The following is a 23,149-nucleotide window of genomic DNA, read 5'->3' as shown; positions in this document are numbered from 1 at the left end:
TCCTAACCACTAGCAACTGTCGGCTTAAGAATTGAGATCTTTTGTTCTTTCTTAAAAAAGTCTCGCCATGGATCTTTCTTACGTTTACTTAAATGTTCATAAGTTCTTTTTAAAGTGAACACGTCAGGTCCCTCAATATCTAGAAGCTCTTCCCAGGACAAAGGCATGGCCACACTGCTCATTGGACGCGCCCTTAACACATACGGCACAACAGCCGTGGCACCGCGTCCGTTTCTCAGGTAATCAATAAAGATTCTTTTGCTTCGTTTTTGTTTCGACATGACGACGGTGTATTCGTCGGGATGACGCGAGACCAGTTCTTCGCCTACCGTTCTGGTGAAACTTTTGATCTGCTCCCAAGAGTAAAGTGGCGCAATCGGCACCTGAACATGCAGACCTTTACCTCCGGAAATCTTCACGAAACTTTTTAAATCAATACCATCAAAAATTTCACGAAGTTTGAAAGCAGCTTCAATAACATGATCCCACTCAACTCCGGGTCCGGGATCTAAATCCATCACTATCTGATCAGGATATTCGATATTGCCACTATGGCATCCCCACGCGTGCATTTCAAATGCACCCATTTGAGTCAACGACAACAGTCCCTCTTTGGAATCAATCGTGAGGTAATCCTTAGAACCGCTTTTTTCCCTGATGGTCACCGGTGTGATGTCAGGAGGAATTTCGCCTGATATGTGTTTTTGAAAAAAACATTTTTTTGATGTTCCTTCCGGGCATCTTAAAAGAGCTAAAGGACGATCTGCAATATGAGGAAGAATTAGCGAAGCAATATCCTGATAATACCGCGCGACCTCAAGCTTAGTTATACCTTCTTTTTTAAAAAGGACTTTATCCGGATTTGAAATCGCTCTGAGAGGCTCAAGATTTTTTGCAGGTTTAAATCCTTTTTTTGGTTTCTCAACCTCTGCGATTTCCTCAAGCGGTTTTGCTTTTTCTATTTTCACTTCTTTTGCGGGCTTGTCTTCACGCAATCCATGAAAAACGGCCGTTCGCAAGATGTCGTCATTTGTCCAATTGGCAAAAGCGACATCAGCGACAAGTTCGGGCTTCACCCAATGCAGGCCCTTCCCTTTCGGAGCATTCAAAGAAAAAGGAGATTTGGAGGTTTCAAGGCGTTTTAATTTTTTTAAAACATCCGTAGCTGATTTTTCGGTGAATCCTGTTCCCGTTTTGCCAGCGTACTTGAGCTTGCCACCTTCATAGACTCCTAAAAGTAACGCTCCGAAGCTCGCTCTGGCTCCTTTTCCTTCAGCGTAGCCGCCAACGACAAACTCTTGCTGCATTTTGCATTTTGTTTTAATCCAAGATCCACTCCGACCAGAAGAATATAAACTTTCACTGTTTTTCGAAATGATTCCCTCTAGTTTGTAAGCACAGGCCGTTTCCAAAAATGCTTTCGCATGACCTTCGATATGATCACTATAGCGAATCAAAGGGTGTTTTAAAGAGTGCACCAATTTTTCAAGACGGTGTTTTCGTTCTCGCAGTGGAAATTCCCGACAGTCTTCGCCATTTAAAAATAAAAGATCAAAAGCATAATAGACTAACCGTCCCTGGTTTTTTTCTTTCAAAGCATTTTGTAATTTTTGAAAATCAGTTCGTCCTTCGGCATCAACCCACACGACCTCTCCGTCAACAATGGCGTTCTGTACTGGTAATTGCGCAATGGCTTCGGCGACGTAAGGATATTTGTTTGTCCAATCAAGTCCGCTGCGCGTATAAAGATTTACTTTTCCTTTTTCGATATGCGCTTGCGTGCGGTAGCCGTCATACTTTGTTTCGTGTAGCCACTTTTCCCCTTCCGGTGGTTCCTTGGCGAGTTCTGCGAGTTCCGGCGAGATGAATTGCGGGATTTTTTTTACGGACTTTTTTTTTAATTCTTCTCCGGTCGATGCGTATTCATCGGTTCGTTTAATTAACAGCCACTGAGCTTTGCTTCCCGAACCACGTTGGGTTTTGACCAAGATCCAATGACCGTGAAGCCTTTTGCCTTTGAGTTTAAATTCAAGATGCCCTTTTTTAAATCCTTCTCGAGCATTGCCGATCGGTTCCCACGTTCCGGTATCCCAAATATAAACTCGGCCTGCGCCGTATTGATCTTTAGGAATAACGCCTTCAAATGTTCCATAGGACAGTGGATGATCTTCTGTTTCGACAGCAAGGCGCTTCGTTTTAGGGTCCATCGACGGACCTTTCGGCACGGCCCAACTTTTTAAAACTCCGCCCCATTCCAAACGAAAATCATAATGTAAATGCGAAGCATGATGTTCTTGCACCACAAACATCAGCGGAGCCTCTTTCCCCTTTTTCTTTTTCGGAGAAGAGCGAGGCTCCGGTGTTTTCGTGAAGTCGCGTTTCTTAATGTACTCTCGAAGAGGCATGACTTACTCTCCTTCCACCAGCGGCCTTACGAGCCGCTGCAGGGGCACCACGGGTTTTCTTCGTTTGACGGGCTTCAAGGCTTTTACGCAAAAGAGGCAACAGATCGACCACATTGGAAGATTCCTGAATGCGTTCCTCTTTGACAGGTTCTTCGATGTATTTACCGCGACCTTGTTTCACCTTGGCTTCAATACGTTTCATGATGTCGTCGTAGTAAGTATCTTTATATTTGTCGGGCCGCCACTTCGCAGTCATGCCTTTGATAAGGTCTTCAGCCATTTTAAGTTCACGAGGGGAAAATTTAACAGCCTTGTTTACTTCCCTTAAATAATCTACTTCATCGATTTGTTTTACCGCGTGGGAAAAACGCAGAATTTCTAAAATCAAATAGTCACCCCGAGGCATTACCGCAGCCAGGTGTTGTTTCGTGCGAATCACGATTTTCGCAATAGCGACTTTGCGGGTATGTTCAAGCGCTTCCCGTAAAAGGAAATATCCTTTTTCAGCACCTTTTTGAGGGGCAATGTAGTAGGGCTTTTCAAAAAGCATCGTATCAATATCATCCAAAAGAACGAAGTCTTCGATTTCGATTGTTTTTGTCGCCTTCACGTTGGCTCGATCAAAATCCGCATCGTTCATGATCACGTATTGGCCTGACTTATATTCATAGCCTTTAACGATGCGATCGTAAGGAACTTCTTTCCCGGTTTTAGCATTGATTCTTTGATACTTGATGTGCGAAAGATCTTTTTCATCAAGCAGTGAAAAATGCAGATCTCGATCTTGTTGAGCGCTCTGCAAAGTCACGGGTATGTTTAAAAGTCCGAAGCTGATAGTGCCCTTCCAAATATTTGAACGCATATCCCCTCCTACCCTGAGGAAAGGGTAGTCGGGAATATGGAGGGACACCAAATGAAGACGGACATTCTGATAAAACTCAGCTCACTCCGTCGTGTGAGAAATCAAAAACTATACTTCCGTCGAATCTAATTTAAACTTTTTCCAAAGAGTGCGGTTTAAATCTTCGCGCTGAAGAATCGTGAGGAAGTCGATGCATTGGAATTCTTGATCCCACGCCGGTTCCCCGCCGATAGAAGCTCCGATTTTAAGATAAGCACGGCAAAGAGGTGGAAGAAGTTCTTCGGCTTGCGCTTTCTGAGTCTCCGTGAGAGGGCCGCGAACTTCATCCAAAAAGTAATTCAACATCGGCATCGTAAACTTTAAAGTCGGACGAGTGCGGAATCCCGTGAGGATTCGACCTTCTTCTTCAAAGTAACGAGTCAGAAGAGCCGCATCACGCGGGTCATCTGTTTTCACAGTGGCACAACCAAAAAGCACTTTTGCTTCGGAAGCTGCCATGTATTCTGCAATGCCTCGCCACAGTAGAGAAATCAAAACACCACGGCGGAAGTCTTTATGAATGCAGGCGCGTCCCAATTCCAATTTTACGCCGGGGTACTGCATGACATTAGCCATCATAAATTCTTTGGCCGAATAAAAATTTTGAGTGAACAAAGAACAATTCAGACGGTATGTACCGACGATACGGTTGCTGCGTTTGTCCTTAATAATAAGGTGATCACAATCAAAGTCGAATTCATCGACATCAATTCCGCGAGGAGCTTTTTTCCCCATCATCTCTTTATGGAAAACCTCATAGCGCAAAGCCAGCGCCTCTTTAAGTTCTTCCACATCCGTGACCGTTTTCATTTCAAACGGACCGACCTCAGAGCGAATTTCAATCTTCGCTCTGAACTTGTGAATGCGATTGAGTCGCAACTGATAAAAGGATTGAAGGTTCAAAGATACTTTTTCAAAACTGGCGTATGCTAGCGTGTTGATCATAAGGCCCCTCCCCTTGTGGTCAACATCAGTGTAGCGATCTTTGAAAACGGAAATTGTCAGAAGTTTCTTAAGATTGTGTTCGAAATGAGTTTAGAGAATCAAAGACGCCGCTTTGTTCAAACGATCAAACAAGGATTCCCAACGCTCTCCGGATTGATGAGCTTCACGGTAAAATAGAATGCAGTCTGGACCTTGGGCTGCCACTTCACGCAGTTTTCCGTAAAACTCCCGCGTTGCTAAGACCGGGTCCTCAGAAAGTTTTAAAACCGCGTGAGTGTGAATACCACCTTCAGGTTTGATGATCTTAATACTTTCAATTTCATCAGGAAGTTCACCAAGCTTGGTATTTACTTCCCTAAGAACACTCTCGGGAGTTCTGGTGATGTCATTGCAAACTATCAGCGGAACCGGAGGCATATAATGATGTTTCATATGTCCCGGAGATTCACGCTTGTCGATCTGCTCGATAAATTCGAAAGTAAAACCTTTTTCAGTCAAAACGCGTGCGATATCGGATTTTAAAATATGACCGCGGCGAAGGATCGATAGCTCTACCTTATCAGGACGGTGACGAACCAACAAAACCGTGGATTCGATGCCGATTTGACAGTCTCCTCCGTCGACGACAAAGACATTTTCATTTTTAAACTCAACACGAACGTGGCCTGCCGAAGTCGGTGACGTTCTTCCAAATTTATTCGCACTGGGAGCCGCCAAAGGCATGCCCACTTGGCGCAAAAGTTCCAACGCCAATGGATGGTTTGGCATACGAATCCCGACAGATTCCAAACCTGACGTGATCATCAAATTCACTGAAGGGTCGCGCGGCAAAATCATTGTTAAAGGCCCCGGCCAAAAAGCTTCAGCCAAAGCTTCGGAAGCAGGTCCCCAATAAGCCGTTACTTTTTTAGCTTGCTCAATGGAAGCGACATGCACAATCAAGGGATCAAAAAAAGGGCGCTCTTTTGTCGTAAAAATCTTTTCGATGGCAGAGGGAATATCAATGCGCGCAGCAAGGCCGTAAACAGTCTCAGTGGGAAGACCGATAACTCCCCCCTCATCCAAGATATTTTTTGCTTTTGCCAAGGCCTCATTAGGCGACATCATACTTTTTCCCTGCGTCGAATCTCTTACTTTTACAATAAGACTGTCCACAAGGAAAGAAATCAAGGCGTCAGAGTAAACTATTTTCCCCAAATGCTTCCAAAACGGTTGCCACTGAAAGCCCATGGTACAAAAAAGCGAGGATATTCCACCTCTTTTGTCGAAGCGTAGCAACCGGAACTCACTTGATTGTAAACACCGAAGGCATCGATAAACACCCACTCGTCGGGAGTTTGCGGGTTCGGCACCGTGAGCATAAAATGCAAGTGGTTGTTGGCTCTGATTTTATCAAAAGGAGTTCCGTCATTATTAAGTCCGTTACCAGCGCCACCCGCTCCGGTATTTCCGGATTTTCCAATGTATTGCCCCATCCTCACCCAGTCACCGACGTTCACGGCAATGGTGTCTGATTCCTGACCCCAAAAAAGTTTTAAAGGAGTGTACTTGGCATAACGAGCATACTTCGCCCAATTATCATTGGCGTTTTTATCCGGTGGCACCATCGCACGCGCCGATTTTACATCGTGAGAAAATCCATCGCGCAGATGCATGTAGATCGTGCGGTACTTCGTGCCATCGTGAGCTGTGTGTTCAAGGATCACCGTGTTACCAAACCAATCATCCCAAAGTTTCGTAACCACTCTTCCCGGAGCCGCCGCCAAAACATCAAAGGAAACATCTTTTCCCAACTGAACGGTGTCTCTCCACGAATCAAGACCGGAATGTTCACCGCCATTGTTGTAGTGCCATCCCTGTCCCAGTGAAGCCTCAGCTCCATCATAGGGAAGAAGAAAAACCATGCGGGGAATTTGCTGCTTTGCCCAGGTTCGAGCGGCTTCCTCAGAACCAAAAACCGGTTTTGTGCCTTTGTAGTTGATATTTTTTTTCGCATAGCCGTCGTAAATCGTGTAGTAACAACAATTCGAAGCCACAATAGCTTCGACACACAAAGCATTGGGACGAAGATAGTTTTGTTCATTGTGCGACTGTGAATGCACCTTCAGAGCATACGGCGAATGATCTTCCAGAATTTTATCAGGTCCTGAATAAATTCGAACTTCTTGAGACGCTGTCTTATTAAAAGCCCAAGTTCCGGTCGCTAAAAACAAAACCATGCCCGTTAACACTCGATAAAAGTGCATAACTCCCCCTAGGAAATTTACGATAGAGGGAGTCTTTTCATGTGACTAGATTGTTTTAATTGCTTTTCACCAAGGTACTATCGTTCCTCACGCAAAATGCTGAGTGCGCTTTCCCTCACAATATCCAAGCTTGCCAAGAAAGAGATCAAAAGACTTAATCCCGTAATTAAGACAACGGACACAAGCGGCTGCACCCATGAAAGCGTGAAATCACTTTCAAAAATAAACATGTTCAGTGAAAAACTGACGACAATGCTTAAAAGCGAACCCGTGAGAGCCGCGAGAAAAGACAAGAATGAAAACTCGGCCAAAATAAAACTCGCCACTTCACCCCAGGAGGCTCCCAGGATTTTTAACATATTTAGTTCCCAACGACGCAGTTTGATCTGACTGCGCACAATCGAGAATAAAACGATGTAGCCAGTCAGCAAAGCCAAAGCCGCCATAAGCTCCAGCGACCAGCTCATTCTTTCACCCATATTAAGAACGTCATCCACCGTCCGCACAACATCGACGACTGACACGTTGGAAAATTCTTTGGCGATTTCGTTTTGCAAAAGAGTGCGCTTTTCCTCTTTCAAAGATGGAATTGCCGCGATAAATGTTTTCGGAGCTTCATTTAGAACTCCGTTTTGCACAAGAATAAAGAAATTCGGCTGAAAGCTTGTCCATTTCACTTTGCGAAGATTGATGATCTCGCCTTCAACTTCCACGCCTTGAACGTCAAAAACAAGAACATCACCGATTTTAAATCCCATGCGCTCAGCAAAGCGGACTTCGACTGAAAGTTCCGCACGTTTTTGTTTTGCAGGATTAAAATCGCCGGAAAAAGGGCGACCATCCACAATATTTTCTGTTCCCGATAAATCCTGACGATAGGAAAGATTCACACCGCGATTTCTAAATCGGGCATCACGTTCTTCTTCACGTGTTTTAAAGCCTTGAGTCTCAAGTTTGCGTTCATAATCCTGACCATTCACCTTTAAAATGCGCGCGCGAACAAGCGGGGAAAGGCCCAGAGGTTTAACATTATTTTCTGCTAAGATTTTTTCAACACCGGGAAGTTGCTCATCTTGAATATCAAACATGAAAAGAGATGGAATCTTAGAGCGGCCTTCGACCTGAAACTCGGCTTGAAGCGAATTTTTTAATTGCGGCAAGATATTGATTAACAATGCGCCAAGGCCCAAAGCCACAAAGATCGCAAGACTTGCTCCCGCTCTGCGGGAAAGACTTAAGAAACTGAATTTAAGAAACCAACGGCGGAATCCCGTAATAAAGCCCGCAAGCTTCACCGTCAGATAACCAATCATAAGCAGTGCTGCAATAACTGCAACCATGGCTCCGACGAAGATGCTACCGATTTTCCAAGAGTGCGCCTGATAAACAGAAAGAAAGTAAAACAAAACGAGTGAAGGTAAAAATGGCCATAAGCGACGAGGGCCTTCACCGACAGAAAATTTTTCTTCGCTAAATAATTTCGCCGCCTTTAAGTCAAAGATCTTAACCAAGAAAGGAAGACTGACAACAAAGCTTCCAAAGACCGCCATAAAAAGACAAACCAAGAACGCTTCTAAATTCACATGAGGTTGCAAGTTAAACGGTGTAAAGCTTGCCAGAAGTTTGCTTAAAAGTGGCAAAACTAAATTACTGAATATCAAAGTAGGAATTGTGGCAATCAACCCCAACAAAGAAGCTTGCACAATATAGACGCCGACCGCCTGACTGCTTTGCAATCCCAATGTTCTTAGAATGGCGATTTCCTTCATGCGTGTTGAAAGAAACAGACGGTAGATATAAGCAGCTCCCAAGGCTGACATAAATAATGCAATGATCGATACCAGTCCCAGGTAGTCTGAAAGATAACCTAATTGGCGGCCTGAATCTTCCCCAGCCGAAGAAGGAGTTGCCACATTGATGGCGGGATCTTGCAAAGCTTTATAAAGATTATCCTGAACAACATCCTCTTGCACATTTGCAGGAAATTTAAAAAGATGCGCTAATGAAAACGTACTTCCATACTGCATGAGTCCTGATTGCGGAAGTAAATCACGGTTGATAAAAATCCGCGGCGCAATGCTCATCGCTCTAAAAGTTTGTGTGGCGTCTTTTTCAATCAAATCAGAAATTTTTAAGTCCAAATTTCCAACTTTAACTTCGTCGCCCACATCCAGACCCAATTGCGATTTTAGTTCCGGATAGATCCAAACCTTGGGCGCACTTAAAATTTCTTTTTCAGCACCACTGTTGATGACTTTTCCAGATTGCAGAACCAACTCACCATAAAAAGGATAAGACTTATCAATGGCTTTTACTAAAACAAGGCGAGACCCTTTCGCCGAACTGAGCATCGCAAAGAATTCATAGATCTTGGACTCTTCCGTTCCCGGCGGCAAAGCCGCTTGCATTTTCTTTTGTTCGTCTTCCGTGAGTTCACGGCGGGAAGCCACCGCCATATCGGCAGACAAAATGGATTTTGCATTGGCTTTGATTTGTGATTCAAGGGCGGTATTAAACGCCTGTAACGATACAAATCCTGTTAAACCTAAGCTTAAATTAAAAATAAAAAAGAGACCAAATCGCCAGCTTCGCAAAAGCTCACGAACTGCCAGACGCAAAAGCATTAGACTTCCCTCAGGTGACCTTCTTCAAGGCGCAAGATGCGTTCACATTTTTTTGCTAAGACTTCACTGTGAGTTACAAGAATGGTTGTGATCTTATGCTTGCGAACAATATCAAAGAAGACATCCATCACCTTATCACCCGTCTGCGTATCTAAATTTCCGCTGGGCTCATCGGCTAACAAAATTTTAGGTTTTACTACCAACGCTCTGGCAATCGCGACACGTTGACATTCTCCTCCACTGAGTTGGCTTGGGAAATGGTTCAAACGGTGTCCTAATCCTAGTTCTTTCAATGCTTCTTCAGCACGCTCGCGCGGATTTTCAAGTTTTAAGATCTCAAGGGCGAGCATCACGTTTTCTAAAGCTGTGAGGTGAGCAATCAAATGGTACTGCTGAAAAACGATGGCGATATTTTGCGCGCGAAACAAAGTCATCTCTTGCTCCGAGAGCGGCAACAAATTGACTTTATCCACAAGAATTTTTCCACCGTCTGCCCGCTCAAGGCCTGCCAGCAAGGAAAGCAGCGTGGATTTACCACTGCCGGATTGACCTACGATCGACACGACTTGTCCTGGCTCAATCGTCACATCCAAACTTTTTAGAACTTGGATTTCAGTTTCGCCCTGACGAAAACTTTTACGAACGCTGCTTAAAACTAAACTCACAACTCCCCCTTTAAAACTTGGAAGATGTTGTCAGCAATAATTTTATGTCCCTCTTCGTTAGGATGAATGCCGTCAGCTAAATTATATTTAGGATTTCCACCGACCTTATCTAAAACGAATGGAATGAAAGTGAGCTTGTACTTCTTCGACAAAGACTCGTACATCTTTTTAAATTTTCCGGTGTATGCAGCACCATAATTCGGAGGCATATAGAGGCCACCCAAAATCACACGCACATTTTGCTTTTGCGAATACTCAATGGCTTCCGCCAAATGCTTTTCACTGTCTTCAATCTTAAGACCACGAAGTCCGTCGTTCGCGCCTAGAACAAGCAGAACAGCATCAGGCTTGGACTTATACAACCACTTCATACGTGTCACCGCCGAAGCCGTCGTAGAACCACTCACGCCCGAATTAATAACCGTCCATTCTTTTTTACCCGCTTCATGTAGTTTTTTTTCAAGCACAGCAGGATAAGCCGCTTCTTTAGCAACACCGAACCCTTCCGTGAGTGAATCACCAAGCACGATTAACTTTTTCTGCGCAAAAGAAAATGAACAAGAAAAGATGATGAGAAGAGAAAATAAAAAAGGTCTCATAGTATGACTATGAGACCTTTGAAGATTCGTTATTACAAGTCTGACTTCGTCAAAAGAACTTCAGACTGCAAACAAACTAGTTGCGAGGACCGCGTGGACCACGGTCGCCACCGCCGAAACCGCCACGACGAGGACCGCCGTCACGACCGCCACCGAAACCACCGCGACGAGGGCCACCCTCACGAGGAGCTTGTGGGCGAGCTTCAGATACGTTGATAGCGCGACCGTTTAGTTCGTAACCGTTTGCTTTTTCGATTGCTTGATCAGCAGCAGAGTCATCAGCCATTTCAACAAAGCCGAAACCTTTAGAACGGCCTGTTTCTCTGTCCATGATAACTTTTGCAGAATCAACCGCTCCGAATTGAGCGAAGTGTTGGTGAAGAGCCTCATCGTCAACTGAGTAAGGCAAGTTTCCTACGTATAATTTTTTAGCCACAAAGACCTCCTGTGGATTTTTTTTAACCCGAGGAAGCCTTCGAACCACTAAAAATCGAGAACACTCACACGGGGAACTTTAACTGAGATCTAGGCTAGCACAGCCCAAAAAACGTGCAAGCCCAATTTTACGAACGCATATTATTATATTGTAAGGGAATCGGAAAATTACCACCGCGTACTAGGCTGATACATTCCTGCAATTCATCAATACTTTTTGACGAAACTTTGATCTTGTCGTCCGCAACCGCAGGCTGCACTTTCAGCTTAGAATCCTTAATCAATTTAATAACATCTTTAGCAATTTCGCGGTCAATACCTTGAACCAATGTGACCTTTCGGCGCAGCATACGACCACCGGCTTCTTCAATTTTTTCAAACTTAATAGCCTTAATATCGATGCCGCGACGGTGCAACTTTGTCTGCAAGATACTGCCCATGGCCTCAACTTTATATTCGTCCTCAGCGAGCAAAGTGATTTCTTTTTTGTCCCACTGAATCTCAGCCTTACTGCCTTTAAAATCGTAACGCCCCTCAACCTCTTTACGAGCTTGGTTAATAGCATTATCTACTTCTTGAGTATCGATTTCAGAAACAATATCAAACGAAGGCATTGCTCAACTCCGAAAATTAATGACCGGCATTACCATGCAAGCCGTGTGGGTGCCCATGGAGTACTTCTTCAGTCGTCGCTTCACGAACTAAAACCATCTCGATGTCGAATTCAAGATCTTGTCCAGCAAGAGGATGATTTCCATCAAGAGTCACATGAGTCTCTGTGATTTTAGAAACGCGTACGATGTGTGCACCACTGCCCAATTCCAAACGAAGGTGCGCGCCCACTTCCAATTGCGGAAGATGTGCGAGTTCTTCTTTTGGAACGTCCATGAACATATTGTCTTTCATTTCACCGTAAGCATCTTTTGCAGCAAGCTTCACGATTTTTTTATCGCCTTCTTTAAGGTCTTTGATTTCTTCTTCAAGTTTAGGAATGATTTGTCCAGCACCTTCCAAAAATGGAAGTGGTTGTCCGCGCTCAGAAGCATCCAAAACATTTCCATCAGGTCCTTTTAAAACATAGTTAAATGCCAATACTCTTCTCATTTTGATGCTCCTTTTCAATATAGAGGCGGTTTTCCCACTATTACATTTCTTATGCAATCTAAAACGCCTAGTTCTTCTGAATATTTAACGAGGGGGCTTGAAATGAAACACCGACCTTAGCTACAATTAAATAAGTACCTGAGGGGGGAAAGCATGATGCACGTATCCTCACTGAGGTCTTTATTGCTCAACTCGAGTTATGAACCCATGCGGGTTGTAAGTTGGCAAAAGGCCTTGGTTTTGTGGTTTCAGGGTAAGGTAGAGATACTGGAATATCACTCTGCGTTTGCCCGATCTGTTCAACGAAGGTTTCAACTGCCCAGTGTCTTGCGGCTGAAAAGTTATGTACGGCCCCGGACCTCTAACGCAGTTCGGTTTTGTCGAGAAAACGTCTACATCCGAGATAATTACACCTGCCAATATTGCGCAACAAAACTACCCGCCAAACAGCTCACTCTTGATCACGTCGTTCCTGCTTCTCAGAACGGCCCAAAAAACTGGACCAATGTCGTTTCTGCCTGCAGAGACTGTAATCAGAAAAAAGCCAATCGCACTCCGCGATCCGCAAATATGCCTTTACTCACAGAGCCGCGCGCACCAAACTGGTTACCAACACTACAACTTGAAATTAGCGAAGACCATGTGCCCCCTGACTGGGCCCCCTACCTAAGGTTGAACACAGGGTAAATTTTAGAGAATGAGTTTGCAGTACGACATCAGAGAAATAACCACCGCCGAAACTCTGCCTTTACGCCAAAGGGTTTTAAAACCTTTCTTGCACCCCGATGAATGTATCAATGTCGGGGATGATTTACCGACCACTTACCATTTCGGTCTTTTTCACGCAGACAAACTTGTTTCTGTGGCGACTTTTCTTCTAGAGTCACATCCCGATTTTTCTGCGGGCTTCCCGTATCGTTTGCGTGGAATGGCGACTGACGACAAATATCAAGGCCAGGGCTTTGGCCAAAAACTTTTGCGCTATGGAGTCGAACATCTTCGTTCAAAACGCTGCGATCTTTTATGGTTCAATGCTCGCATCAAAGCGTTTCCATTCTATGAAAAACTCGGATTTTACTATCACGGACCTCTGTTTGAAATGAAAGACATCGGTCCCCATAAAGTCATGTACAAGCCTCTGATTCCTCGATAACCTTCATACATGAATACGGATGTTCATAATCAACTGACCTCGGCGCTTACGACAATCATCAGTGAAACGAATGGAATTTCGCTCTCTGACACTATTGATCTCTTAATCTCTTCAGATTTAAAACAACGTCATCCTGACGCGTTTAAACAAGTCGAAGAGTTTCGTGAATTGCTCAATCGTTTTCAAATCAATCAAGTCACAATCAGTGCTTTGTTAAAACACCCTGTGTCTGCGGCACTTGCAGAGTTCTTTAAACATTTTCCGTTAAAGTACAATGAAGAGCACATCCATTTAACAGGCGCGATCACGGCCGAGTTTATCTATCCTCGTTTGAAAAAACTTTTAGAAGGTCCGCACAAAGATATTTACGAAGAAAAAATTCGCGAAGTGTATGGTGACAAGGCTTTGCCGATTCGCTCTGTCGAAGATGTGGACCGCTTGATTCGCCTGCAAGAAAACGAAGGCTTTTCCCGTTATCTTAAAATTTTGTACCTTCCAAAATTGATTTTTATTTCCAGAGAAGCTCACGAAGAAGCGGCCTATCATATGGCGCAAGAGCTTTATCACAAATACAATGTCGGTCGCATTCGTTTGAAATTTTCTTTGTCACGTTCGACTTCCAGTTCTTCAGAGCAAATTCCCGGCATTGATGACGTGACTTCCGAAGATGTTGTGTTAGGCCTTTACGACGGCTTTAGAAAATTTCAAGAACAGCATCCGCATTTTGATTTTATTCTTTCCCCGTCTTTCCGTAAGGAAGCCAATCACTTTGACGCCGAAAAGTATGCAAACCGCCAAGCTCACTTCATGGAGCAGATCAACGAGATCGTGCACATGTTGGACAAATACCCTTTCCTTGTTCGTCACATGACGGATGTGGATACGGTGGGAGATGAACGCGAACTTTACCGCAAAGAGCATTTCAATGAAATGCAAGCAGGTTTCCGCAAACTTCAATACCGTGGCTTTAAAATTCGTTCGCATCACGGTGAAACTTGGTACACCTTGAAAAAAGGCATCCAGGCTGTCGATAATGCCATGAACATTTGGCACATCGACACTTTAGAGCATGGAATCAGCTTGGGTATTAATCCCAATAAATACTTCCACCGTATTTATCAAGACCTTCACGCGAAAAACCAAAAAGGCCAACCGATCACTGACAAAGATCCTCTGCACAGAGAGCTCGTGGAATTGGATTGGGGATTTAACCGCAGTGTTCTTGATAAAGTTCTTCAAGGGGCACCGTTAACTCCTGCTGAAGATATTTTATTTGTGAAAGCAAAGTTTCACACGGCTCGTGAAGTGGAGCATTATCAGCACGATGTTTTAAATCGTATGATTCAAAAAGGTGTGACTTTAGTGTCGCTGCCTTCTTCGAACAATAAACTCACTGGAAAATTTGAAGACTACAAAGATCATCCGTTTTCGTGGTGGGAAAAAAAAGGCGTGCAGCTCGGAGTTGGAACCGACAACTACGTCACGCTGAATACGAATTTTATTTATGAGATGTTGATCTTGCTTTATACAGATGCTGTAAACCTTAAGATCACAAAACTACTAATGGTAACAACGGGAGAAACCCGTCGCCCATACATCAGCCACCTTTTGTGGACGATGAGAAAAAAACTGAGAAAGAACATCTAGTGACCACAGCTACAAAAAAATCGACGAAGCCTTCTTGGATGCAAACTCTTCGCGCCGTGACTCGCCCTAAAGTCGCCATCATGCTGGCTTTGGGATTTTCCTCAGGTCTTCCCTTTATGCTTGTCGGAAACACTTTGGGATTCTGGTTGCGTGAAAGCGGAATCACGCTGGCAACCATCGGATTTCTCTCGTGGGTGGGTTTGGCTTACTCACTGAAATTTTTGTGGGCTCCTTTGATTGATAAAGCCGATGCTCCACTGATTGGAAAATGGCTGGGACGTCGTCGCGGTTGGATGGTGGTTTCGCAAATTCTTGTCGCTTTGGGACTTTTAGGAATGGCGATGGTAAAACCAGAAGGCGGCTTGTGGCTTTTCACGGGACTTGCCGCTTTAGCCGCTTTTGCTTCTGCGACTCAAGACATTGTTGTGGATGCATGGAGGATTGAAGTTTCCGATGCCAGCGAAGACATGGCTCTTTTATCTTCCGCATATCAATTAGGTTACCGTGCTTCTTTGCTTTTAACGGATGCATTGATTTTAATTATCGCAGCCTCTGTCGGCTGGGCACTTTCGTACACCGTAATGGGTGCGTTGATGGCCATCGGACTTATTGCCACATTCCTTGCTGTTGAACCCGGGCGCAATATCACAGGTCACGAAACAGGAACCATGTGGAATCTGCGCGGGATCTTTGATGCTGTCTGTGGACCTTTCATTGCGTTCTTCAAACAACACGGAAAAAAAGCATTATTGATTCTTGCCGCTGTCAGTTTGTATCGCCTTTCCGATTTTATGATGGGACCGATGGCAAATCCTTTTTATGCTGATATCGGAATCACAAAAGAGACTGTGGGAGCTGTGCGCGGATCGATTGGATTGATTGCTTCCGTGATCGGCGTTGCCGCTGGAGGACTCTCTGCGGTTCGTTTTGGATTTATCACAACGTTGTTAGTAGGTGCAGTGATTGGACCTGCTTCTAATTTAGGGTTTTCTCTTTTAGCGATGGTGGGACCTAGCAATGAAGTCTTCACAGCGGCGATGGTGATTGATAACTTTGCTTCTGGTTTTGCAGGAACGGCCCTTGTCGGTTATATGTCGAGCCTCACAACTTTTGGATACACCGCGACTCAGTATGCGCTCCTAAGTTCTTTCTATGCTTTACTCGGAAAAGTTCTTAAAGGCTTTTCGGGCGTCATGGTGCAGACTTTTTCTGAAGGCCGCTCACTCATGCAAGGTTACGCTTTGTTTTTCCTAAGCACAGCTCTTGTGGGAATACCGGCCTTGTTATTGTGTATCCTGCTTGTTCGAAGTAACAAAACTCCTGTCGCTAAATAGCAACAATGTGTAAAACTTGTTAGAGTTCCTGCTTTAGGAAGATTGATTTTCTTCCTAAAGTATCGGTGCTAGTATGGCCTCATCGCAAACGAGGTTCGTATGGCTAGTAAAAAAGTCGTCATCGTCGGTGGTGGATTTGCGGGACTCAAAGCGGCTCGCGCTCTAGGCAACAAAGACGATGTCTCTGTCACTCTGATTGACCGTCGCAACTATCATCTTTTCCAACCTTTGCTTTATCAAGTGGCCACAGCAGGACTTTCCCCTGCAGAAATCTCAGGACCCATTCGCGGAATTTTATCTAAGTACAAAAACATTTCCGTCTATTTGGACAACGTAAAGTCCGTGGACCTTGCCAATAAAAAAATCGAAGTTTCAGATCGCAATATTGATTATGATTATTTGATTTTAGCGTGTGGAGCAAAACACAGTTACTTTGCTCATCCTGAATGGGAAGAAAATGCACCGGGCTTAAAAACGTTAGAGCAAGCTACAGAAATTCGTCGCCGACTTTTGATTGCTTTTGAAATGGCAGAAAAAGAAAGCAATCCTGAAAAACAAAAGCAGCATCTGACTTTTGTGATCGTAGGTGCAGGTCCCACCGGAGTAGAACTTGCCGGCGCTATTGCCGAAATCAGTCGTCACACTTTGACTCTGGATTTCCGCCACATCGATCCTTCACAAACACGTGTTCTTTTGATTGAAGCAGGCTCACGCATTCTCGCCTCTTTTGATCCTGAGCTTTCCAGAAAAGCCGCTCGTGATTTAGAAGATCTCGGCGTGCAGATTTGGACAAACACCCGAGTGACTGACATCAAAGAAAACTCTGTCGTTCTTGGTGATGAAGTTATTAAAGCCTCAACAATTTTTTGGGCGGCGGGAGTTCAACCTTCCAGTTTAAATAAAACTCTAGGCGTTCCGTTGGACCGCGCGGGACGTGTGCTTATCGAAAAAGATTTAAGCCTTAAAGATCATCCGGAAGTTTTTGTCTTAGGCGATCAAGCTTGTTATTTAACCGACGACGGAAAATCCTTACCAGGTCTTGCTTCAGTAGCCATGCAACAAGGTGAGCACGCTGCTCGTGAAATTTTACACGAAATTGCCGGAAAGCCGCGGACCACATTTCACTATATAGATAAAGGCCAAATGGCGACAATCGGTCGCAAGAAAGCCATTGCACAGATTCGCAATTTGAAATTCAGCGGATTTTTCGCATGGATTTTATGGTTATTTATCCACGTCTACTATTTGATTGGATTTAAAAATAAATTCTTCGTTATCTGGCAATGGGCGTATGCTTATTTTACATTCAAGCGTGGTGCTCGTTTGATTGTTGATAAAGAGTGGCGTTCCCAAAAAATGAAGACACCTGTTTCGTAACACTGGATCTATTCAAGCCCAGAGGCCGCTCTTAGCCTTTGGGTATGTACTTAACAAATTTTTACTCCATACAACCGCCCTATCTTAGAAACCAAACTGAAGGTCTGAAGTGGCTTGCCGCCGCCTACAAGATCGCTCAGAAGGATCAAGCGTACACAGAAGATGACTATTCCAAACTTCTGAACAGAGTCGCTTGTCCTGAATCACAAATTGGGACCAGAAAATTTTTTCTTCCCGATTCTCAGCATGCTGAGTGGGAAAAACAAATTATCTATCCCATCAAGGACAGCCCTCGCGGTGCTACAATGCAAAAGCGCCAGGAGTTCTTTCATAAAACAGTGGGAGAGATCTTTAACAAGATTTACGAAACTCGACCTTATCCCGATGACATCATCCATGTCAGTTGCACGGGTTATATCTCCCCGAGTGCGGCGCAAATGGTGGCCGTGCGCGCTCCGAAAAACGTAACGGTGACTCACTCCTACCATATGGGCTGCTATGGCGCTTTCCCTGCTTTGCGAATGGCTTCGGGATTTTTAAGCAGCACTGAAGTGCTCGGCAATAAAAACTCCGTGGATCTAGTTCACACGGAACTTTGCAGTCTGCATTTAAATCCACAAGATCCAACTTTGGAACAAATGGTGATCCAAAGTCTTTTTGCCGATGGAGCCATCGCTTATTCGATGACAACAAAAAAACCAGATCAAGGCTTTCGCATTCTTTCATTGTACGAAGAGCTCGTGCCTGACACCGCCGGAGCCATGGAGTGGATGGTTTCTGATTACGGCATGAAGATGTCTCTCTCAAAAGATGTCCCTACGCTTGTCGGAAAAAAAATCCGTGAGTTCACGTCACGATGGTTGGAATCACGTGGTGAAAATACCACCGCTCTTGCAAAGAAAGCGCTTTTCGCGGTTCATCCAGGTGGTCCAAAAATTATCGATCAAGTTGCAAAACAACTGGAACTTTCCGACGAGCAAGTGAAAGCCAGCCGTGAAATTCTAAAAGACCGAGGCAATATGTCATCAGCAACACTTCCCCATCTGTGGGAGCGATTGATTGACGATAAAAACATTCCGTCGGGAACTCCCATCATCAGCTATGCGTTCGGTCCCGGCCTTACAATTTGTGCAAGTTTAATGGAGAAACTATGAGCATGTTTTTAATAGTGTCTGCATTGCAAGGTGCTGCCATTTTACTCGACGAGTTTTTATTTCATCGCAAACGAGGTCTTCCGAAGTGGGAGATGATCAGTCATCCCATCGACACTTTGACAGTGATCGCGTGTTTATTATTTTTAGCCTTTGTCGAGCGCACCCCCACGACCGAAAAAATATATTACGTGATGGCCGGGATTTCGTGCATTCTCGTGACAAAGGACGAATGGGTTCACAGAAAATTCTGTCAGGCCGAAGAAATGTGGTTGCACGCGGTTTTATTTATGATGCATCCGTTAGTTCTCTTCACCGCTATGGCTGAATGGGAAGACAGCAGAGCCGCCTTTTTGGCTCTCGCTGGAGGAGTTGGCGTGTTCTTGCTCTACCAACTCCTCTACTGGCCTTTTCTTCAAGCGCGCGCTCGGAAGGTGAAACAAAAAGAACTCTATGCTAAGGTAAAGCAAGACGAACTTTATGAATACTTTAGTGAGTAAAAAGGAGCTGGGAATTTATTTTCCCAGTCCTATTTGTTTCATATAAGTTTGGTTGTCCCAAAACAAATACTCCTCATCCATCGTCCCATTATTCCAGTGACCAATCGTCGCCATCGGAATTTTAAAAGACTTGTTGGTTGGCTGAATCGTTTTGCCATCGGGAGTCTTCATGGGTTTTGTAAACGTGCCTTCCATGATTCCATAGACAGCAGTCCACTCCCCTTGACCAATGCGGATCGGATGCTCTTTGATGCGCGTATCAGGAGCGTAAGTGAACATGTACTTCAGATCCTCGATATGCTTTTCAATTCCCTTTGTCGTATGACCGTCAGGCCAGTGCACAAGAATATCTTTGCTATGACTTTTGCTGAGCTGATCCCATTTCTGATTTGAAAAAACATTGAAATCCAAATCATCAAAAGTGGCCAAATGCTCTTCGACTTTCTTTTGCAGCTTTTCGAAATCTTCCTGTTTGGTGCTTTTCGCAAACGCGAGACTCGACGTGGTCGCAAGGACGGCAAGGCCGAGTAAAAATCCCTTTCCCATAAGATCCCCTTTTCCGTAAGTAGTTAGAGTTGCTCTGGTTAAAGGATAAGAGCTTTTACAAAAGCTCCCCATATGATTGATAGCAGGCGGATTCGGCCTTGCTTTGCCACAATGCAATATGCTATCTTGGCTTTTCTTAAAAAGAGTTCCAGTTGCGGACAGATGGCCGAGTGGTTGAAGGCGCTCGCCTGGAACGCGAGTATACGTCAAAAGCGTATCAAGAGTTCGAATCTCTTTCTGTCCGCCATATTCCTGCTTCTCCAAATAACTCTTTATCAGATCCCAGTTGTACGGTCCTCCATAAACTGAAAATCACATCTGGAGGAGCTTTAAAATGAACCTTTTGTTTTATTGTTTTGCACATCTTATACCTCCTGAGATTTCTATTCCGGTCGATAAATATTCATCATAGCGCCAGTCGCAAAAACTTTCGTCTCAACCAGCTTCAAATACAAAGGCTTTTCCAACTTTTGAAATAACCCAAACCCGCGTCCCGTTGCCACAGGATGCGTAGCAAGCCAGAACTCATCAACAAGTCCGGTCTGCACCAAATTTTGTGTGAACTCAACACCACCATGTGCGATCAAGTCTTTATCTATTTGCTTCTTAAGATCTGCAAGGCCCTGAGCCAAATTCCCGATCACCTTTGCATCGGTCCAACCCTTCGCACTCGTAACTTGAGAAGGATCAAAACCTTTTTTTGAAAAAACAATTTTAGGAATTTCATTCATATGGTTCGCAAGCGGCCCGCTCGCCGTAGGCCAAAAGGAAGAGAGCTGAGTAAAAGCTTTTCGTCCCATGAGATGAGCCCCTGCATTTCCAATCTTACCCGCCAACCAAGCTGCTCCTTCAGGGCTTCTTGATTTAGAAAAATCCACCTTTTCTTCGGATGACTCAATAAATCCGTCGATCGAAACAGAAATTCTCAAAATTAATTTTCCCATCGGACCTCCACACGCTGTACGATTTGTGTATCATATCTTTTTAGATGACGTGGGCAAGGGGGATCACTTGATATACTGGTTTGGGCAGACTTTAGAAAATTACTACGGTCCTTTTCGACTTTTGACATCCCACTTATTTCTTGGCGGACTTAGCACCATTCTCTGTTTTGCTCTGACCCTTTATCTTCTTCCTCGATTGATGGGTTTACTTCCTACAGACCGTGGTCGTGCGTACGCCATTCAAAGTGGTGCTTCAAAAGGCAAACCCACTGGCGCCGGAGTTATCTTCGTTTCGATTTTCACTGTTATTCAACTGATCTTGCTTCCTCCGTCTTTGCAAGCGTGGGGAATTTTGTTAGTCACTTTCTTAGAGATGTTGTCTGGCTACTTTGACGATAAGTCCGTCGACTCTTGGGGAGAATACCGAAAAGCATTATTAGACGCTGTCCTGGCGATCGGTGCCGCCGCTCTACTTTGCGAAATGCAAGACGTGCAAATGTGGCTGCCGTTCACTACGACAACATTTATGATTCCTCCGGTCGTCTTTATTCCGCTGGGAGCAATTCTTATTTGGACTTCTATTAACTGCACGAACTGCAGTGACGGAGTCGACGGTCTTTCGGGAACTTTATCCGTTCTTGCTTTTGCAACCCTGGGGGCTCTTTTGTATTTCGTGATCGGTCATAAAGATATCGCGACTTACTTACGTCTTCCGCATTCTCAAGACGGCGCTGTTTGGGGTATCATGGCTTTTTCGATGGTTGGATGTATCCTTGGTTATCTTTGGTATAATGCGAATCCCTCCATCCTGCTCATGGGAGATGCTGGCTCACGAGCTTTAGGCTTTTTGTTGGGGTTTTTCGTTATTAAGTCTGGCAATCCACTTACAATTTTTATTGTCTCGGCGGTTTTACTGGTGAATGGCGGAACGGGCTTAGTAAAAGTCGCATTGCTGAGATTTTTAAAGCTTTCATTGTTTCGAACGATTCGTTTTCCGCTGCACGATCACGTTCGACATAACAAAGGATGGTCCAATACCCAAGTGCTTGTGCGATTTACATTGATTCAAGCGATGATTGTGATTGTCCTTCTTGTCAGCCTGTTGAAGGTTCGCTAAGGCAAGTTCACTTTTCTTAAGCATTTGAAATATGACGGCGCTTTCTAGAAAAGATAAAATCGCAATAATCACATTACATTGGGAGAAACCATGAGAAAATTAATCGTTATTTCATTCCTCACTCTCGATGGAGTCATGCAAGCCCCAGGTGGTAAAGACGAAGATACCAGCGGCGGTTTTAAATATGGTGGATGGCAAGTGCCGTTCTGGGGTGACGAAGATGACGACGGTTTACCTCAGGATATTGGCAAAGCGGGTGCGCTGCTAATAGGTCGCAAAACATATGATATCTTTGCTGGCTATTGGCCGACGACGGGTAAAGACCTTCAATGGATTGGTCCCTTTATGAATAACACGACGAAATACGTCGCCTCTAAAACTTTGAAGAAGACGGAATGGCAAAATTCAATTTTGCTAACGGGCGACACAGCAGAGGCTGTTGCTAAACTTAAACAAGAACCTGGGAATGATATTTATATGTTTGGCAGTGGTGATTTGTGCCAAACACTCATGCGACATCAATTGATCGACGAATATTTTTTAAAGATTTACCCAATTACACTCGGCGAAGGCAAACGTCTTTTCCTTCCCGCCGGTCCCAAACAAGATTTAGAGCTTTTAAAATCTAAAACATCAAAAATGGGCGTCTTCACAGCTACGTACAAAGTAAAGAAGTAAATCTGGAGGAAACATGCCTAACAAATTCAAAGTGGGCGATCATGTCACGTGGAATTCAGAAGCAGGAAAAGTGAGTGGAAAAATCATCGCTGTCCACTCTAAGGATTTTAAATACAAGGGCTACAAACACCACGCTTCAAAAGAAGATCCTCAGTACGAAATCAAAAGCGATAAGTCAGATCACGTCGCCGCTCACAAAGGCAGTGCCTTAAAAAAGGTCGTCAACAAGCGAAAGCAGTAAGCCTGCCGTTTTTCACGGTGGGCCATTCAACTCGCACTATTGAGGAATTTGTAGAGCTACTTCGCGCAGGCGATGTGGAACTAGTCATTGATGTTCGCAGAGTTCCAAGATCGCGTACCAATCCTCAATACAACAAAGACGCCCTTCCGAAAAATTTAAAACCGTATAAAATCAGTTATCATCATATCGCAGAACTGGGTGGTCTGCGCAGCAAACCCAAAGACATATCACCAGAAGTAAATGGCTTTTGGGAGAATAGTAATTTCCATAATTACGCAGACTATGCTCTTTCGGATGATTTTCAAAATGGTTTTGCAAAACTTATTGAACTCGGACGAAAAAAACGCTGCGTGATTATGTGTTCCGAAGCTGTGTGGTGGCGTTGTCATCGCCGAATTATCTCTGACTATCTTTTGGCACACAGAGAAACAGTTTTTCATCTTATGGGAAAGGATCGCGTGGACGTCGCCAAACTTACCGAAGGCGCTCGTGTGAAATCACGCAAGAAGGTCACCTATCCCCTTAAGTAAAAAATTT

Annotated in this window: 24 protein-coding genes and 1 tRNA gene; 12 read left to right on the top strand and 13 right to left on the bottom strand. The window is 44.4% G+C overall.

The genetic code is table 11. The annotated features are described in order from the left end of the window. Positions 1-2: 2 nt before the first annotated feature. From ligD to AAAA78_RS01675, 11 genes are all read right to left on the bottom strand, one after another. On the bottom strand, positions 3-2,405 hold the full coding sequence (gene ligD, locus AAAA78_RS01725; RefSeq protein WP_340590003.1) for a DNA ligase D: 2,403 nt from the start codon (positions 2,403-2,405) through the stop codon (positions 3-5). Continuing rightward, positions 2,383-3,267: a non-homologous end joining protein Ku gene (ku, locus tag AAAA78_RS01720; RefSeq protein ID WP_340590002.1), complete on the bottom strand. Its 885-nt coding sequence runs from the start codon at positions 3,265-3,267 to the stop codon at positions 2,383-2,385. Before ku ends, ligD begins: the two co-directional genes overlap by 23 nt. A gap of 108 nt (positions 3,268-3,375) precedes the next feature. Next, positions 3,376-4,251, bottom strand: a complete 876-nt coding sequence (locus tag AAAA78_RS01715; RefSeq protein WP_340590001.1) for a GNAT family N-acetyltransferase — start codon at positions 4,249-4,251, stop codon at positions 3,376-3,378. A gap of 90 nt (positions 4,252-4,341) precedes the next feature. Further along, positions 4,342-5,358, bottom strand: coding sequence for an L-threonylcarbamoyladenylate synthase (locus AAAA78_RS01710; RefSeq protein WP_340590000.1), 1,017 nt, complete (start codon positions 5,356-5,358; stop codon positions 4,342-4,344). A 77-nt stretch (positions 5,359-5,435) separates the two neighbouring features. Further along, positions 5,436-6,497 carry a M23 family metallopeptidase gene (locus AAAA78_RS01705; RefSeq protein ID WP_340589999.1) on the bottom strand — a complete coding sequence of 354 codons (1,062 nt, stop codon included), beginning with the start codon at positions 6,495-6,497 and terminating at the stop codon, positions 5,436-5,438. Positions 6,498-6,574: 77 nt separating this feature from the next. After that, a complete protein-coding gene (locus AAAA78_RS01700) occupies positions 6,575-9,121 on the bottom strand; it encodes an ABC transporter permease (RefSeq protein ID WP_340589998.1) in 2,547 nt (848 codons plus the stop codon). Further along, a complete protein-coding gene (locus tag AAAA78_RS01695) occupies positions 9,121-9,786 on the bottom strand; it encodes an ABC transporter ATP-binding protein (protein WP_340589997.1) in 666 nt (221 codons plus the stop codon). Before AAAA78_RS01695 ends, AAAA78_RS01700 begins: the two co-directional genes overlap by 1 nt. After that, a complete protein-coding gene (locus tag AAAA78_RS01690) occupies positions 9,783-10,385 on the bottom strand; it encodes an arylesterase (protein WP_340589996.1) in 603 nt (200 codons plus the stop codon). Before AAAA78_RS01690 ends, AAAA78_RS01695 begins: the two co-directional genes overlap by 4 nt. Before the next feature lie 76 nt (positions 10,386-10,461). Next, on the bottom strand, positions 10,462-10,821 hold the full coding sequence (locus AAAA78_RS01685; RefSeq protein ID WP_295905682.1) for an RNA recognition motif domain-containing protein: 360 nt from the start codon (positions 10,819-10,821) through the stop codon (positions 10,462-10,464). A 127-nt stretch (positions 10,822-10,948) separates the two neighbouring features. After that, positions 10,949-11,434 carry a YajQ family cyclic di-GMP-binding protein gene (locus AAAA78_RS01680; RefSeq protein ID WP_295905680.1) on the bottom strand — a complete coding sequence of 162 codons (486 nt, stop codon included), beginning with the start codon at positions 11,432-11,434 and terminating at the stop codon, positions 10,949-10,951. Between the two features lie 16 nt (positions 11,435-11,450). Then, positions 11,451-11,924, bottom strand: coding sequence for an FKBP-type peptidyl-prolyl cis-trans isomerase (locus AAAA78_RS01675; protein ID WP_340589995.1), 474 nt, complete (start codon positions 11,922-11,924; stop codon positions 11,451-11,453). Positions 11,925-12,077: 153 nt separating this feature from the next. On the opposite strand from AAAA78_RS01675, the gene AAAA78_RS19670 reads away from it, so the two are divergent. The 7 genes from AAAA78_RS19670 (at position 12,078) to AAAA78_RS01645 (ending at position 19,086) form a co-directional block, all read left to right on the top strand. Continuing rightward, the gene (locus AAAA78_RS19670; RefSeq protein WP_367276422.1) at positions 12,078-12,611 is read left to right on the top strand and encodes an HNH endonuclease; all 534 of its coding nucleotides are present in this window, start codon (positions 12,078-12,080) and stop codon (positions 12,609-12,611) included. Positions 12,612-12,621: 10 nt separating this feature from the next. Further along, entirely contained in the window at positions 12,622-13,077 is a 456-nt protein-coding gene (locus AAAA78_RS01670) for a GNAT family N-acetyltransferase (protein ID WP_340589994.1), read from the top strand. Positions 13,078-13,086: 9 nt separating this feature from the next. Next, the gene (locus AAAA78_RS01665) at positions 13,087-14,724 is read left to right on the top strand and encodes a hypothetical protein (protein WP_340589993.1); all 1,638 of its coding nucleotides are present in this window, start codon (positions 13,087-13,089) and stop codon (positions 14,722-14,724) included. 38 nt (positions 14,725-14,762) lie between these two features. Continuing rightward, a complete protein-coding gene (locus AAAA78_RS01660; protein WP_445291989.1) occupies positions 14,763-16,058 on the top strand; it encodes an AmpG family muropeptide MFS transporter in 1,296 nt (431 codons plus the stop codon). A gap of 99 nt (positions 16,059-16,157) precedes the next feature. Then, entirely contained in the window at positions 16,158-17,435 is a 1,278-nt protein-coding gene (locus tag AAAA78_RS01655; RefSeq protein ID WP_340589991.1) for an NAD(P)/FAD-dependent oxidoreductase, read from the top strand. A gap of 44 nt (positions 17,436-17,479) precedes the next feature. Next, positions 17,480-18,589, top strand: coding sequence for a 3-oxoacyl-[acyl-carrier-protein] synthase III C-terminal domain-containing protein (locus AAAA78_RS01650; protein WP_340589990.1), 1,110 nt, complete (start codon positions 17,480-17,482; stop codon positions 18,587-18,589). Next, positions 18,586-19,086 carry a hypothetical protein gene (locus AAAA78_RS01645; protein WP_340589989.1) on the top strand — a complete coding sequence of 167 codons (501 nt, stop codon included), beginning with the start codon at positions 18,586-18,588 and terminating at the stop codon, positions 19,084-19,086. Before AAAA78_RS01650 ends, AAAA78_RS01645 begins: the two co-directional genes overlap by 4 nt. A 15-nt stretch (positions 19,087-19,101) precedes the next feature. Here AAAA78_RS01645 and AAAA78_RS01640 read toward each other — a convergent pair whose 3' ends face one another. Next, entirely contained in the window at positions 19,102-19,632 is a 531-nt protein-coding gene (locus AAAA78_RS01640; RefSeq protein ID WP_340589988.1) for an ester cyclase, read from the bottom strand. Between the two features lie 156 nt (positions 19,633-19,788). Between AAAA78_RS01640 and AAAA78_RS01635 the strand changes: the two genes are divergently transcribed. Continuing rightward, positions 19,789-19,879: transfer RNA gene (locus AAAA78_RS01635), tRNA-Ser, on the top strand. Between the two features lie 136 nt (positions 19,880-20,015). On the opposite strand, the gene AAAA78_RS01630 is transcribed toward AAAA78_RS01635, so the two are convergent. Next, positions 20,016-20,576 carry a dihydrofolate reductase family protein gene (locus AAAA78_RS01630; protein ID WP_340589987.1) on the bottom strand — a complete coding sequence of 187 codons (561 nt, stop codon included), beginning with the start codon at positions 20,574-20,576 and terminating at the stop codon, positions 20,016-20,018. Between the two features lie 67 nt (positions 20,577-20,643). On the opposite strand from AAAA78_RS01630, the gene AAAA78_RS01625 reads away from it, so the two are divergent. The 4 genes from AAAA78_RS01625 to AAAA78_RS01610 all read left to right on the top strand — a co-directional run bounded on the left by AAAA78_RS01625 (position 20,644) and on the right by AAAA78_RS01610 (position 23,142). After that, positions 20,644-21,693 carry a hypothetical protein gene (locus tag AAAA78_RS01625; protein ID WP_340589986.1) on the top strand — a complete coding sequence of 350 codons (1,050 nt, stop codon included), beginning with the start codon at positions 20,644-20,646 and terminating at the stop codon, positions 21,691-21,693. A 90-nt stretch (positions 21,694-21,783) separates the two neighbouring features. Continuing rightward, positions 21,784-22,371, top strand: a complete 588-nt coding sequence (locus AAAA78_RS01620) for a dihydrofolate reductase family protein (protein WP_340589985.1) — start codon at positions 21,784-21,786, stop codon at positions 22,369-22,371. 13 nt (positions 22,372-22,384) lie between these two features. Continuing rightward, positions 22,385-22,612, top strand: a complete 228-nt coding sequence (locus AAAA78_RS01615) for a hypervirulence associated TUDOR domain-containing protein (protein WP_340589984.1) — start codon at positions 22,385-22,387, stop codon at positions 22,610-22,612. Between the two features lie 2 nt (positions 22,613-22,614). Next, positions 22,615-23,142, top strand: coding sequence for a DUF488 domain-containing protein (locus AAAA78_RS01610; RefSeq protein WP_445291988.1), 528 nt, complete (start codon positions 22,615-22,617; stop codon positions 23,140-23,142). Positions 23,143-23,149: the final 7 nt, after the last annotated feature.

This window comes from Bdellovibrio sp. BCCA (assembly GCF_037996825.1).
Taxonomy (GTDB): Bacteria; Bdellovibrionota; Bdellovibrionia; order Bdellovibrionales; family Bdellovibrionaceae; genus Bdellovibrio.
This window is presented reverse-complemented; position numbering and strand designations above follow the sequence as displayed.